Here is a 14,471-nt window from a genome sequence, read left to right as displayed (position 1 = left end):
CTGTCAATAAAAACAAATCGATTGAACCATGTCCGGTAATAATTATTCAAGAAGAAAATTTTTAAGAGATGCTCTGTTAGCCTCGGCTGCCGCCGCCACACCCGGTTTATTAATGGGCAGGGGCTTTGGAAGTGCAGATAAAGTAAACCTCGCCTGCATTGGTATTGGTAACCGTGGAGCAGAAATCATTAAAGAACTGTATAAAACCGGTTTGGCAAACATCGTTGCACTCTGCGATGTAGATATGGAAGCGCCGCACACGCTGGATATCTTAAAACAGTTTCCGAATGTGCCACGCTTTAAAGACTTCCGCCAGATGTTCGATAAAATGGGCAACCAGATCGAAGCTGTTTCCATTGGCACTCCTGATTTTGCACACTTCCCTATGACGATGATGGCGATTGGTTTAGGTAAGCATGTGTATGTGGAGAAGCCGATGGCCAGAACTTTCCAGGAAGTAGAACTGATGATGAAGGCCGCTGCGAAACATCCGAAGGTTGTAACACAGATGGGTAACCAGGGACATTCAGAAGCAAATTATTTTCAATTCAAAACATGGAAAGAAGCAGGCATCATTAAAGATGTAACAGCCATCACTGCACATATGAACTCTGCCAGACGCTGGCATAGTTGGAATCCAAAGATCACTTCGTTTCCTGCAGCAGAACCCGTTCCATCAACACTAGATTGGGATGTTTGGCAAATGCACACGCAAGGGCATTCGTATAACAAAGATTTTGTAAATGGTCAATGGCGTTGCTGGTTCGATTTTGGTATGGGGGCGTTGGGCGATTGGGGTGCACATATTCTTGATACCGCACATGAGTTTCTTGATCTTGGTTTACCGTACGAAGTTGATCCGCTGAAATTAGACGGACATAATAACTTCTTCTACCCAATGTCAACAACACTTTCATTTAAATTTCCAAAGCGTGGTACAATGCCGCCGGTTGAAATAAAATGGTATGATGGTATCGACAATCTTCCTCCAATACCGGCTGGTTATGGTGTGCAGGGACTTGATCCAAGTATTCCGCCACCGAGCACAGGTGCAATGCAACCTGCAAAACTGAATCCCGGTAAAATTATTTACAGCAAGGATCTTACGTTCAAAGGTGGATCACATGCAAGTACTTTATCAATTATTCCGGAAGAGAAAGCAAAAGAAATGGCTTCGAAGCTGCCAACTGTTCCAACAACTCCTTCGAATCACTTCGCAAACTTCTTGAAAGCATGTAAGGGCGAAGAAAAAACACGTTCATCGTTTTCCATTGCAGGTCCGTTAAGCCAGGTATTCTGTTTGGGTGTGTTGGCGCAATGGACGGGTGAAAAAATTGTATTCGACAGAAGCAAGAAAATAATCACAAGCAGTAAACGTGCAAATGAATTATTGATTGGTCCACCGCCACGGAAAGGTTGGGAGCAATATTATAAAGTATAAGTTTCGTCAAACGATCAAAAGCAATTCGTTAGTAGCTATAAAAAGAAGAAGCCAACTGTAATCAGTTGGCTTCTTCTTTTATGATATGATTCAACGGACGAGTTACTCATCATTCATCACTCATCACTCATTTTTTCAACTCTCTTATCTTAATGCTCTTAAACCAAACTTCATTGCCATGATCCTGCAAAAGGATATGTCCTTTCGGTGCTTCACCAAAATCTTTCCATACTTTGTATTTGCTGATGGCAACAAGATCACGAAACGCTTGTGAACCCCGATCATATTCCAACACTTTCACACCATTGAGATAATGCTCAACATGATTGTTCGGATAAACAATAATTCGTGCCGTGTTCCATTTGCCGGGTTGACGAACAAAGCGGCTTGTCTTTTGTGCTTTAATGAGATCATACAACGAAGCCAATGTGCGGTTTCCTTCTCGTCCTGCCCTTGCATCAGGATGCAGTGTATCATCCAGCAACTGATACTCTAATCCAATGGCAGAACCCTGCGTTTGTTCATTGAGGGTAACAAAATATTTCAACCCGCTGTTTGCGCCGGGTGTGAGTTTAAATTCGAAAGAAAGATCGAACGCACTGTACTGTTCTGTTGTAACAATATCACCACCATTGGTTGATTCACCGCCATTGGAAGCTAATACTTTTAAAATGCCCTCTTTCACTTCCCATCCTTTTTCAGGAAATGTTGGTTTGCCTGCCCCTTTCCAACCTTTTGTGCTTACACCATCAAACAATAATTTCCAACCACTCTGTTCCTCGTAGGGAGTGAGTTTATTTGGGACTAAATTTGAAACATACAAACCTTTCGGGAAAGGCATTGCTTTGATATTCTTTGTTTGAATACGGATATTTTTCCAAAACATTTTAATGCCGGCAAGTTCAGGTTTGCCGATAGAATGCACCTGCAGCCCGATGATTCCTTCGTTCTCTGTTAATGTATCAACAAGGTAAGAAACAGGTACACCATCCAACCATGTTTTGGTTGTATTACCAATACATTCGATCCTTATTTTGTGATATACATTCGGCGAAAAGAAGATCTGCCCTTTGGGATTATTTGAAACAGTATACAACCACTCTCTTCTTCCTTCATCATAAATACCACCACTCCACTTGCGTGATGATGGATCAAAATCGTATTGATAACCATACACACGGCCTTTACCATTGTTTGCCTTTGGATCAAAATTACTTTTGAACTGAACACCTGAGTTAGTGGTTGTATCAGTCATCATCGCTTCCAGTTCCAATACAAAATCGCCGGTAAAGCGTAGATCACTTACTAAAAAAGAATTGGGTGAGCCGGGTATTGTGGTTCCAACAATTTGTCCGTTCTCAACTGCATAAGGTGCGGAGCCTGTCATTTGTTTCCAGCCGTTGAGCGTCTTCCCATCAAACAATGATTGCCAGTTATTGCTTTGTGCAAAACTGCCGGCTGTGAGCAACAAAAATGTAACAACAAATACTTTTTTCATTTTGATTGTTTATACGAGGTTAAATTCCGGTTTCCATGTTTCAATGGAATGTTTATAAATCGATTGATTCATCAGGTGCACACAAAAAGCTGTGGTAGCACCGGTGATCACATTTGATACTGGTTTTAAATTTTCTGTAACTGTTTTATGAAATTCTTTCAATGCATACCAACTGCCGTCTTTTGATTTTTCTTTCAGAATGGGAATGCCACCGTCTTTATTCCATTCAATTTTTGTGGCACCCGTAACGCCATCAACAGTTTCCAGTTCACTCTTTGTTTGTTTCTCAGGAAAGAAAATGCCATCGTTCATCAATAACTGGATGGTTCCTTTTGTTCCTTTCAGCTTAAAGAGATAGCCATCTTTTTCATTGCCGCAAGTAGCACCAAAGTTGCCGATCATTCCATCTTTGTTATAACGCAGAATGGTTTGCACATTATCAAACGTTTCCCTTCCGTCTTTGTAATAATCAATACCTCCTGTTCCAAGCACTTCGTCGGGATGTGTATTGAAAGCCCAGTTAATAAAATCAACCTGGTGCGACAATAACTCCGCAGGCAATCCTCCGGAATATTCTTTGTACATGCGCCAGTTCACTTGTCTGTCGGTATAACCTTGCGGCACTGCTCTGCGCCAGTTCCAGTTACGATCCCAACGGCAATCTATCTGTGTTACTTTGCCGAGATAACCTTTATCGATCAGTTCCTTTACTTTAAAATAAAGCGGTGTGTAACGGTATTGATGACCAACCTGCAATACCTGTTTAGGATATTGCTGTGTTAATTTTACCAATGCCAATGATTGATCCGCATCATAGGTCATTGTTTTTTCGAGATACACATGCTTGCCTGCTTTGATCGCAGCTGCAGCAATTTCATAATGATTGTGCAGTGGTGTAGCAATGATCACCGCATCAATCGTTTTATCATCGAGAATTTTTCTGTAATCTTTTTCGTACCCAAGATTATTTTGTTTGTCGAGTTTTTTTGCCTGGTCGAGACGAAATGATAACACATCGCAAACAGCTTTTAATTGAAACTGTTCGGGCATATTGTTGATTACACTTCCAAGGCCAACACCCCTGTCGCCACAACCAATTATTCCTATTGAAATTGTTTTAGCAACAGCAGTTGAACCATATGCCTGCAGCATTTGCTGATGCACTAAAAAACCGGCAGTAAGCAATCCCGATTGACGAATGAAATTTCTACGTTGCATGAGTGGACTAAGTTACGGATTCATGAGTTTTAAAAATGCAGAACTTGCTGTATCTGCTATGCTTCCATTGGCATTCTTATAAACAAAATATGCAGCAAGGTCTTTTCGGCGCTCAACAAATGCTAACGCTTGTTTTAAACCCATCAGCATAAGTGCGTTATCATATGCATCGGCTGTGATTGCATCTTTGGCATAAACAGTTACGCTGATGAGTTCATTTTTATGCGGATAACCTGTTTTGGGATTGATGAGATGCGTGATCTTTTGTCCCTTACTTTCATAATATTGCCGGTAGCTGCCCGATGTGGTAATGGCCCCTGCATCCAGCTCAATGATCTTTTGCAACGGATGATTTTCAAACGCATCTTCATTTGGCGATTCGATCCCGATCTTCATTTTTTCACCTGAAGGTTGTTTTCTTCCTTTCACGCTGATTTCACCACCTAACTCAACAATGTAATTTTTTATACCATGCTTTTCCAGCAATGCAGCCAATACATCTACAGAATAGCCTTGTGCAATTCCGTTGAGATCAATTTTTACACAAGGCTTTGCTTTAATCAACCTGTTTCGTTTCAACCGCAACAATTTTGTATTTACACAAGAGAGTATATTTTTAATGGCGGTTGCATCAGGAACAGTGTTTGTTTTTGTAACACCAAAACCCCATGCCCGCACCAATGGCTGCACGGTGATATCAAACAACCCGTTTGTGGCTTTGCAGGTAGCAATTGATTTTTTTACAACTTCCCGTAAATGGTTGTCAATGGCTATCCCCTTTGCAGAATTGTTGAATTGATTGATGCGTGAATAGGGTTTGTATAGAGAAAGTGAACTATCGAGACTCATAAGCACACTGTCAATTACTGATTTTGTAACCGCACTGTCTTCTGCATAATAACTAATAGAATAAGTTGTACCCTGCGCTGTACCTGTAATAGTATAACGTTTCCATTCAACAGAACGATGTGCACCCAATACCACAAGAATCAAAAGAAGAAACAATCGCATAGATCAAATGTACCAAAGAGCTTGTTTGGTAATTGTGAAAAGATAGGAAGAATTTGTATGGCAGCTATCAAAGTATGCTGCGCAAACGATTACACAGTTTTATAGTTCTTTCCTATTCATTGGGTAATAGTATCTGAGATGTAACTTCCTTGCACGAAAGACAGGGAAATGTTGCCAGCATTTTTGCATATAATCTTATTTCATGATTGCCGGATAAACAAAATCAGTATAGATATCAAATGAACTTTTTCTTAGATCCCAGCGATTATAATTTCCTGCTGTAACTATCAGTAACAGATTATGCTTTTTATCATGAATGATCAACTGCCCCCCATTTCCCTGGCATTGTGCATAAGTAATAGTGTCTGCTTTATTAACCTCTGTAATGATCCAAAACTGGTTGCTATACCCAATTTGCGGAACCCCCGGGTAAGTGTCGGGTGTTGTAATTTGGCTTTTTAATGTTTGTGTTACAATTGAAGATGAAACAATCTGTTTGCCATTCCATTTTCCATCATTCATATACATCAATCCATACTTTGCCATATCTCTTGATCGCAATCGAAGCCCTGAAGCTGCGGAAGGTTTTCCATCAGCTATTTTAAACCATGTGTATTTTTCAATCCCCAATGGCTTAAAAAGATATGACGCAAGAAATTTGTCGACCGGCATACCTGTTGCTCTTTCAGCAATTGCTGCCAGCACCTGCGAACATCCTCCACTATAATTAAATTTTTTTCCTGGCTCATCTATCATTGTCTGACTTAGCACAAAATCAATTGCATCGGTAGAGTTATTCATAACTATTTCACTGTTCTTTGGATCTGTGTAAGGAATATTTTCATTCCATTCCAACCCTGCCGACATATTCAACAGATGTTGAATCGTGATCTGCTTTTTCATTCCCGTATCATACTTTGCATATTCCGGAAACAGATCAAAAACCCTTTGCTCCAGCGATTTAATTTTTCCTTGGTTCAATGCGATCATGATAGCCGTACCTACAAAACTTTTACTAACACTTCTTTGATCATGAAGCGAATCCCGATGCTGATCTGTAAAGCCAACAAAACCTTTTCCCCTCACAACATCGTACCCCGGCCAGTATTGTTCAAAAACAAGTTTGTTATTTCTTAAAATCAGAACACTATGTATCCTTGGGTAATTACCATTAGCAATAGAATCAACCATTGTCTGTAATATCTTTTCATTCAAACCTGCTTCTTTTAATGTTGCTGTTTGAATGCCGTCATTCAGCTGATCCAGTTTTTTATATGACGTAGCAGATTGTTTTAATGCCTTTGATTGGTATTGATCAATGTGATAACGTATCGCATTGACAACTATATCCGGCTGAAATCTCGCAATATGATGGCCGCTGTTGCTAATAATCTCGTATTTCATATTCGGTCTTTTCTTTCCCCACTTAATTAATTCCTCTACCCAAATACGATTCAGAGGATCTGTTGTATCCCGATCCTGACCGCCATCCGCTTTTCCTGCGGCAATTAATAAAGTTGTTGGAGTAGCATGCCATGCATCCGATCTCCTTCCTTGGTTCATACTTGAATCAAATGCAAGCCACTCTCCTTTCTGGCCTACCCTGTTACTACTCATTAGCCTGTCGTGATGTGCTTTCTTGTCTGCCAGATAGGTTGGATCTTTTTCATACAAAGGGTATGAATTTTCAGGTGCCGGATCTACCAGAACTAATCCTGATACATCCTGAGGATATAATCCGGCAAACACTCTTACGAAACTGCCTCCAAGTGACCAACCGGCTAAAATGTATGGAGGTTTTATACCCGATTTTGTCAATGCCTCTTTTAACTCCTTAGCTACTGTAACTGCATCCCTGGTACTATTGCATTTTTCAGAATTCAGGTAACCAGGCCTGTCGTATGAAACTACTTTAGTAAATGAAGCCAATTGAGCCTCAACTTTTTCCCAGGTTTCTTTATGGCTTGAACCACCACCTGCTTCCAATATCACTGTAGGCTTACCATTTCCTGATGAGTAAAGGGTCATGACATGATCGTGTACTTTTACTTTGATGGTATCAACTTGTTGCGCATTTGAAAAAAAGGCAAGCAATATGCTTATCAAAAACAAAGATTTCGACCCACTCATACTCAAGCTTTAAAATGAAAAAATAAATTTCTTTCAAAGGAGACGGTTTATCGTTCAACCAATTCAATCTGCAATCCATCCATCGCTTCAGAAAATATAAAAATACTGTTCGCATGTACATTACCTAAAAGCTTTTTTGATTCGAGAAATACTTTAGCATTCTTAATAGACTCTACTACGATCACAATTTTCGGAATTCGGTTTTTCGCCTCTTGTTGTAATCTCAAATCAGGGCCATCACGAAATGAGAACAGCCCGCTTTGCTGTTTTGTTACACCAGGCAGCTTCGGAAACTGCTCATCATATTTTTTGAAGTCAGAAGTGCTTACTACAATTTCTTTTAAATAAAGAACTCCTAATTTGCCACCATTGATTTCTTTTAATTTATCTGCTGCTTTCTTACGGCCATCGGCTATATGCTGCCTTTTCTTATAATCACATACAAACAAATTGGCTTCATTCGGCAACAAATCCTTAGGTGTAAACAACGACCAGCCATTTAAAGCACCGGTTGAATCTTTTGACACATTGCTGTTATCAATTGTATCATGTGCAATGCCGAGCTGATCAAGTTCCTTTTCAAATTCTTCCATTGAATGCAATGGTTCCAATGCAATGCCGTTGAAAGAAGTTGTGTCTGCACCTTGAAACGTTACCAGTTCAAAAACAACATTACCAAGCGTAACTCCGCCACTTGCAAAATCGCCCCATGATTTATAAGGCCATACAATCGGCAACTCTAACTCTTTTGAAAAAAATCGAAACAGTTGCTCTGCCTTGGGCGAGCTCGCAAAAAAGTGTTCGATCTTATTTACTTGGGCTTTCGCTTTAGCAGATATGCTGATAAGCGCAACCGTCAATGCAAAAAGGAATTTCATAACCAGTGATTTATTTTTTTAATGCTAACCGTTTCCCATAAGTCAACTGCCGCCATATCCATTCCAGCGGACCGTATTGAAAATATTTGAACCACCAATTGCTGTATATTATCTGAGTGATATAAACTATAATTCCGATAGGTATAAAAAGCGAAGGACCGATATCTCCACCCAACCCTAACCCTATGCCATAATAAATAAAAATGCCAAGTACAGTTTGCATAATGTAATTAGTAAGTGCCATGCGCCCCAGCGGTGCTAAAAACTTTAAAACTGTATTTCCTTCTTTTTTTATCCAGTATAAACAAACAATAGAGGTGTAAGCTAAACAGATAGGAACGACGCTCGTTGTATAAAATAATGTTTGAAGCAATCCCGCCGGATTCGGTATTTCTTTTTGCGTAATTTGAAAATAGTAAGAAGCGATGCCTGCGGGGATGCCAATAACAAGTCCCCAGAAGCGCAACTTTCTAAGCAAGGAAATATGTTCAGTAAGTCGTGCGAACATCATCTTTCTTCCTGCATAAAATCCAAGCAGGAACATTCCAAGTACTTTCGGAATCCGATTACTGTTAAGGATATAGCTATAGCGGTATGCCCAGCCTGAAGTTTGCCAGTTACGCCATTCTTTCCATCCACTTTCATCAGTAAAAAGATAACGGGAATAACTCTTTTTGTCTAAAGGCAACCCTGTTTTCATGTCAATAGACACAGCAACTGCTTCTAATTTGTCACCAAACTTTATTTGTAAAAGAACTGCTAAGGAATCCAGGAGTATAGGAGACAGTATAAGAATTCCTGCCAGAATTAATAAGGCTCTGTCACTGCATTTTCTGAATAGCGGCAAGCTTAAACCAATGATTGCATATAATAACAGAATGTCTCCTTCCCATAAAAATAAAATATGAAAGATGCCGAACAGCGTCAGTATGAATAATCGCTTATAAAAAATACGGAATGGGTTTAGTCCTTTTTGTTCATTCCGAATCAGGATGATTGAAAATCCAATTCCAAATAATAGTGAAAATATGCTGTAGAATTTCCCGCTAACGAATATATTTTCTACAGCTGCAATAACTCCATCTGTTGGCCATGTTGATAATGACTTCCGGTGCTCATCAGTGAAATATGTCCAACCAGTGAATCCAAATAGGTTGTCAATCATTACGCCCAGCAATGCGAAGCCTCTTAAAACATCCAGAATATCAATTCGTTCTTTTTGCAGAACAGGTGAAATGCTTATGCTCATGATTCATTTTTTAAGATGGGTAATCGTTTCTCATAAGTCAACTGACGCCACACCCACTCAAATGGACCGTAATTGAAATAAAAGTTTGATTTGCTCATAAGTTAAGTGACACAAAAGCATATCACTTTTGGCGCTTCTTTATTGCTTCATCATTCACTTCAATGAGCAACTTTATCAAACCTGTGATGCATCATTCGAACATGCTGCATATTGATCCCGTCTATTTCTCCTTTCTTGTTTTTGGTGGATTCAGCCACTACATACCACCTGTCTCCGCCGGCTTCCATTTCAAATAGAAATTTATTTTCGCCATCGGGTACCAATACTTTATCAGAAATCGTTGGCCGCCTGATGACCAGTTGATTGTTTTCATTCAGAACGATCCTGCAATAAAAATCAAGATGCCTGCTGTGATATTCGCCTGCAAATTGCTGGAGATATTCCGTTGAAGCATTGTTTGCTTTATTGGATCTTACAAAACTCATTGTAGTGCCATCAACAGCCCATGCCTGCATTTTCTTAGCTGAGTCAACATGCGTTTGTGTGATTTGCATGATAGTGCCAAAATCCGGATCCTTAAATAAATTTTCACCAACTGGGATCATTGTAAAAAATTCATTGGACGTATAATAAAAATGAAGGCTATCCCCTTCGAGTTTAATATCATAAAACCGGATATTGGGCAAATGACTGCTATGGCCAACGGGTATTTGTTCAAAATAACGACCGGCATGTTTTACCAATTCGTTTTTCGTTACTACCACATTACTTGTTTGTGCTGGCGGGGCTGCTTTTGTTGAAATGCTTTTTTTATTCAACAGCACATCTGAAAGGCTCATGGCCAACGTCATGTTATGAAATGAATTTCCTAAACCAATAATCGTAATTTTTTTTGATGGTATGCGGGTCATGTAATAATCCTGGTTAACACCGCCATGTTTGATGATATCTGTATTCCCGATCTTGTGCCATTCTTGTCCAAACACATAATGAACTTCAGGAGAGAGTACAGGAATGGGTCGTGCATTTTTATACAATCTGCGGATTGCCTTTGCAGCAATGGAGCTGGAATCTTCTAATGCTGTTGCCCATTTTTCAAGATCGGCTGCAGTTGTAACAATCCTGTAATTACCACCGGGAGAAGTTTTTACTCCAACCTGTTTAAAATACTTTTCACTGCCATAATATTTATCTGCCAAGCCCGGGATGATCTGATCGAGATAATCATTCATAAAGGTTGCGTTCATTCCTGACGGTGCAAACAGTTTCAGTTGCAAATAATCAGGTAAACTTTTCCCGGATGCTTTTTCCATGATCATCCGCAGCAATGCAAAATCAGAATTGGAATACATGTAACCTTTCCCCGGCTCTACCTGTGGCCTGGGTTGATTATACAACAGTGTGAGCAATTGTTCTTTATCAACCCGGTTATCCATGTGTGCCTGCATCAACAACATCGTTGCCCATTCATCATCAAAACCACTACTGTGATTTAATAGATCCTGTATGGTTACATCAGCACTCCATGCCGGTAGCTTTGGAAAATATTTTTTCACCTGATCATCAAAACGCAAAAGTTCATCGGCTTCCATCATTGCTAACCCTGCACACATAAATTCTCTTGCACCAGAGTATCCAAGCCTTACTGGTGTCTGATGTGTAAACGCTACCTTGTGCTCAAGATTTGCCATGCCAAAATCTTTACTGGCTATTATTTTACTATCATGAATAACGGTAACGGCAATGCCGGGAGATTTGTCGTTATTGATTCGTTGAAATAAGGAATCTATTTTTTGTTCCAGCGTTCGCTTATCCGGTAATGATTGTGCCTGTACTTGTGTTGAAAAAAACACAATGGCTGATAACAGAAATATTCGATTCATAACAGATTATTTATTTATCTGACTTTGACCACCAGAAAGATACTTCTCAAAAAACGGCAACAACTCATTAAAGATCCGTCCATCAAAACCACCAAGCATGTTCCCATGATCACCAATATATTCTTCAGCAAAATGTTTGATGCGGTATGCTTCCAGTTTCTTACTGAATTGTAAGCTTGTAAAAGGGATATGGGAAAAATCTTCATTACGTCCCCAGTCTAATTTCAAAGCAGTAAGACTACGTAACTGCGGCAGATAATGATCGACCATGTGAAATGGAAATTGCTTTTCCCATTCATTGATCACTTCCGGATGATAAACAGCACTGTCGCCAACATACGTGACAGGAAAATCGGCAAGCAGCTCTTTGTTTGAAATATTGGGCGAATACACTCTTGCCATAGCTGTAAGCACTGCAGCATAAAACGCATCGAAATCACCCGTCTTATCCGATTCGTCCAACGCTTTCACAATTGCTTCTTCATTATTCAATTTGCTGATGCGTTTGAACCCACGACTTGAAAGAGAAAAATCACCATGCCAATCAAGCACTGCCGGACTAAGTGCATACACCGCACTGAATATATCTGCAAATTGCATCCCTAACTTTAATGCACCGTTACCTCCCATTGAATGTCCGCATAGTCCACGGCTTTTCCGGTCGGGTATTGTTCTGAAATTTTTATCCATGTATTGCACCACATCTTTTGCAATATAATCGGCCCAGTTACCTGTAACCGAGGAGTTGGTATAAAAACTTCCCTGCAATTTTGTATTACTGTTTGGTGCCACTACTATCATGGAACGCATCTTTCCCGTTTTAATCGCTTCATCAAGTAGCTTTTTAAAATTGATCCATACGCTCATCATTACACTATCGGTTCCTCCATAGCCATGCAACACATAAATAACAGGGTAGCGTTGTGTTCCCTGTTCATAATCGGGAGGCAGATATACCGTTAACTGACGTAAAGGATCTTCGTCTGCTTTATTATTTTGCAAAGAAGCAGCGATGAACTCACGCCTCAACAATTTCCCCTGGGCAATACTGGTTGTTGATATAATCAGCAACAGCAAGCCAACTAAAATTTTTCTCATGTTGATACTTTTTATTGATGGTGAAAATAAGATCAGGAACGCTTTCATATTTCCAATTTTAAGTATCCGATTGGATTACTTATCAACCGCATTTTTTTATGTTATCTGCGATACTAAATCAGTTGATTTATTCATGTATGGTTTGCCTTGGAATGTTCCTCTTTGCTTTTAAATGTATAGGCTACCGATGGCCACCATATCATGATGATCTCAGCCACAATCAATGGCACAAACGAAAAGAAGTATTCATTCACTACTCTTCTGAAACCGGGATCAGTTATTTCGCCAAATAAGAAGTTGAGAGAGAACACATCATCAATTCTCACTGCAACAAAAGCGATCACACATACATAACTACGCACCATCATCTGGCGATGAGTTTTCATATTCCTTGCTTTTATTGCCCGCCATGCAAACCAGGTGCTGAGTACAGCAAAAACAGTGAGTAGAAAAAGTGAGATGCGGCAAGGCACACAACTGCTGATCAATGACAGTCTTCCTGCTGAAATACCAATCAAAGCAATTCCAACCATATAGATTTTGCCAGACAATCGATGAAAAGAAACAAATCGTCTGCGGATAAATGGCCAGAACTGCATAGGGCCTAATAGCAACGCCATACTGCCGCCAGCCATATGCATCATCACCCAAAGCTGATTGTGAAATAAAGTTTCGCCAAACATCCGGCTACGGTAACCGTAGAAATAAGCGATCACATTATCAAAGAAGAAATAAAGAGAAAGAAAAACAATAAATAACCATAACGCAACTAGTGTAATTGATCGAAACGTAAACATAAGCGGTTGGTTGGTCTTTTGAATATACAGCAGTTTTTCTGCAAGTACAAAACTCCGCCAATTACGCCAATCATAAAATCACCAATATGGGCGATACAAACCATGCTCCAGGAATGAAACAGGTTATGAACTTCCGGAAAACAAAAAAGCCCTTCAGTAAACTGAAGGGCTTAGAATAAATATGGCAGCTACCTACTCTCCCGCATTGTAGTGCAGTACCATCGGCCATGAGGGGCTTAACTTCTCTGTTCGGTATGGGAAGAGGTGAACACCCTCGGCAAAACCACCATAAACTCTTAAATAATATAACATATTGGGAAGTTGTAATTGCTAGAAGCAATTTAAAAAAAATTAAAGCTTACGGGTAATTAGTACTACTCGACTTTACTGTTACCAGTTTTACATCTGTAGCCTATCAACGTCATCGTCTTTGACGGCCCTTAAAAGTAAACTCATCTTAAGGAAGGTTTCACGCTTAGATGCTTTCAGCGTTTATCCTGGCCACACGTAGCTACTCTGCGCTGCACCTGGCGGCACAACAGATACACCAGCGGTGTGTACGACCCGGTCCTCTCGTACTAAGGTCATGTCCTTTCAATTTACTAACGCCCACCACAGATAGGGACCGAACTGTCTTGCGACGTTCTGAACCCAGTTCACGTGCCACTTTAATCGGCGAACAGCCGAACCCTTGGGACCTTCTTCAGCCCCAGGATGTGACGAGCCGACATCGAGGTGCCAAACCACTCCGTCGATATGAGCTCTTGGGAGTGATCAGCCTGTTATCCCCGGAGTACCTTTTATCCTTTGAGCGATGGCCCTTCCATTCGGAACCACCGGATCACTATATCCTAGTTTCCTACCTGTTCGACTTGTCTGTCTCACAGTCAAGCACCCTTGTGCTATTGCACTCTGCGCATGGTTACCAAGCATGCTGAGGGTACCTTTGAAAGCCTCCGTTACGCTTTTGGAGGCGACCACCCCAGTCAAACTACCCACCATACACTGTCTCCCGACTTCGTCGGGATTAGGCGCCAGATAAACAAAGGCTGGTATTTCAAGGTTGACTCCACGACTCCTAGCGAAGCCGCTTCACAGTCTCCCAGCTATCCTACACATTGTTTATCCAGAGTCAATGTAAAGTTATAGTGAAGGTTCACGGGGTCTTTCCGTCCCGTGGCGGGTAACCGGCATCTTCACCGATACTACAATTTCACCGGGCTCGTGGAGGAGACAGCGTTCAACTCATTAGACCATTCGTGCAGGTC

The 14,471-nt window shown here is 40.5% G+C and carries 11 protein-coding genes and 2 rRNA genes; 1 reads left to right on the top strand and 12 read right to left on the bottom strand.

Going from position 1 to position 14,471, the window contains the following annotated elements:
* Window positions 1–28: 28 nt before the first annotated feature.
* Complete coding sequence (locus VK159_RS07160) at window positions 29–1,441, top strand: Gfo/Idh/MocA family oxidoreductase (RefSeq protein WP_324229447.1); 1,413 nt, start codon at window positions 29–31, stop codon at window positions 1,439–1,441.
* 127 nt (window positions 1,442–1,568) lie between these two features.
* Here VK159_RS07160 and VK159_RS07155 read toward each other — a convergent pair whose 3' ends face one another.
* From VK159_RS07155 to VK159_RS07105, 12 genes are all read right to left on the bottom strand, one after another.
* On the bottom strand, window positions 1,569–2,939 hold the full coding sequence (locus tag VK159_RS07155; RefSeq protein WP_324229446.1) for a DUF1080 domain-containing protein: 1,371 nt from the start codon (window positions 2,937–2,939) through the stop codon (window positions 1,569–1,571).
* Between the two features lie 9 nt (window positions 2,940–2,948).
* Window positions 2,949–4,157: a Gfo/Idh/MocA family oxidoreductase gene (locus VK159_RS07150; RefSeq protein WP_324229445.1), complete on the bottom strand. Its 1,209-nt coding sequence runs from the start codon at window positions 4,155–4,157 to the stop codon at window positions 2,949–2,951.
* Between the two features lie 12 nt (window positions 4,158–4,169).
* Window positions 4,170–5,168, bottom strand: a complete 999-nt coding sequence (locus tag VK159_RS07145) for an FAD:protein FMN transferase (protein WP_324229444.1) — start codon at window positions 5,166–5,168, stop codon at window positions 4,170–4,172.
* Window positions 5,169–5,363: 195 nt separating this feature from the next.
* Window positions 5,364–7,298, bottom strand: a complete 1,935-nt coding sequence (locus tag VK159_RS07140) for an alpha/beta fold hydrolase (RefSeq protein WP_324229443.1) — start codon at window positions 7,296–7,298, stop codon at window positions 5,364–5,366.
* A gap of 47 nt (window positions 7,299–7,345) precedes the next feature.
* A complete protein-coding gene (locus VK159_RS07135) occupies window positions 7,346–8,176 on the bottom strand; it encodes a hypothetical protein (protein ID WP_324229442.1) in 831 nt (276 codons plus the stop codon).
* A gap of 10 nt (window positions 8,177–8,186) precedes the next feature.
* The gene (locus tag VK159_RS07130; protein WP_324229441.1) at window positions 8,187–9,425 is read right to left on the bottom strand and encodes a DUF418 domain-containing protein; all 1,239 of its coding nucleotides are present in this window, start codon (window positions 9,423–9,425) and stop codon (window positions 8,187–8,189) included.
* Complete coding sequence (locus VK159_RS23665; RefSeq protein WP_414672820.1) at window positions 9,422–9,523, bottom strand: DUF418 domain-containing protein; 102 nt, start codon at window positions 9,521–9,523, stop codon at window positions 9,422–9,424. Before VK159_RS23665 ends, VK159_RS07130 begins: the two co-directional genes overlap by 4 nt.
* A gap of 60 nt (window positions 9,524–9,583) precedes the next feature.
* Window positions 9,584–11,308, bottom strand: coding sequence for a serine hydrolase domain-containing protein (locus tag VK159_RS07125; RefSeq protein ID WP_324229440.1), 1,725 nt, complete (start codon window positions 11,306–11,308; stop codon window positions 9,584–9,586).
* A 6-nt stretch (window positions 11,309–11,314) separates the two neighbouring features.
* Window positions 11,315–12,406, bottom strand: a complete 1,092-nt coding sequence (locus VK159_RS07120; protein ID WP_324229439.1) for an alpha/beta hydrolase — start codon at window positions 12,404–12,406, stop codon at window positions 11,315–11,317.
* A gap of 131 nt (window positions 12,407–12,537) precedes the next feature.
* Complete coding sequence (locus VK159_RS07115; protein WP_324229438.1) at window positions 12,538–13,203, bottom strand: DUF2306 domain-containing protein; 666 nt, start codon at window positions 13,201–13,203, stop codon at window positions 12,538–12,540.
* A gap of 179 nt (window positions 13,204–13,382) precedes the next feature.
* Window positions 13,383–13,494, bottom strand: a 5S ribosomal RNA gene (gene rrf, locus VK159_RS07110).
* A 56-nt stretch (window positions 13,495–13,550) separates the two neighbouring features.
* Window positions 13,551–14,471: ribosomal RNA gene (locus tag VK159_RS07105) — 23S ribosomal RNA — on the bottom strand; the annotation flags it as partial.

This window comes from Lacibacter sp., assembly GCF_035299325.1.
In the GTDB taxonomy this organism is placed as follows: domain Bacteria; phylum Bacteroidota; class Bacteroidia; order Chitinophagales; family Chitinophagaceae; genus Lacibacter.
The sequence above is the reverse complement of the archived record's forward strand: the minus strand, read 5'-3'. Positions and strand labels throughout refer to the sequence as shown.

Coding starts and splice junctions, on each gene's coding strand:
- VK159_RS07115 (WP_324229438.1), bottom strand. CDS start 13,203: ATGTTTACGTTTCGATCAATTACACTAGTTGCGTTATGGTTATTTATT.
- VK159_RS07155 (WP_324229446.1), bottom strand. CDS start 2,939: ATGAAAAAAGTATTTGTTGTTACATTTTTGTTGCTCACAGCCGGCAGT.
- VK159_RS07150 (WP_324229445.1), bottom strand. CDS start 4,157: ATGCAACGTAGAAATTTCATTCGTCAATCGGGATTGCTTACTGCCGGT.
- VK159_RS07125 (WP_324229440.1), bottom strand. CDS start 11,308: ATGAATCGAATATTTCTGTTATCAGCCATTGTGTTTTTTTCAACACAA.
- VK159_RS07160 (WP_324229447.1), top strand. CDS start 29: ATGTCCGGTAATAATTATTCAAGAAGAAAATTTTTAAGAGATGCTCTG.
- VK159_RS07145 (WP_324229444.1), bottom strand. CDS start 5,168: ATGCGATTGTTTCTTCTTTTGATTCTTGTGGTATTGGGTGCACATCGT.
- VK159_RS07140 (WP_324229443.1), bottom strand. CDS start 7,298: ATGAGTGGGTCGAAATCTTTGTTTTTGATAAGCATATTGCTTGCCTTT.
- VK159_RS07120 (WP_324229439.1), bottom strand. CDS start 12,406: ATGAGAAAAATTTTAGTTGGCTTGCTGTTGCTGATTATATCAACAACC.
- VK159_RS23665 (WP_414672820.1), bottom strand. CDS start 9,523: ATGAGCAAATCAAACTTTTATTTCAATTACGGTCCATTTGAGTGGGTG.
- VK159_RS07135 (WP_324229442.1), bottom strand. CDS start 8,176: ATGAAATTCCTTTTTGCATTGACGGTTGCGCTTATCAGCATATCTGCT.
- VK159_RS07130 (WP_324229441.1), bottom strand. CDS start 9,425: ATGAGCATAAGCATTTCACCTGTTCTGCAAAAAGAACGAATTGATATT.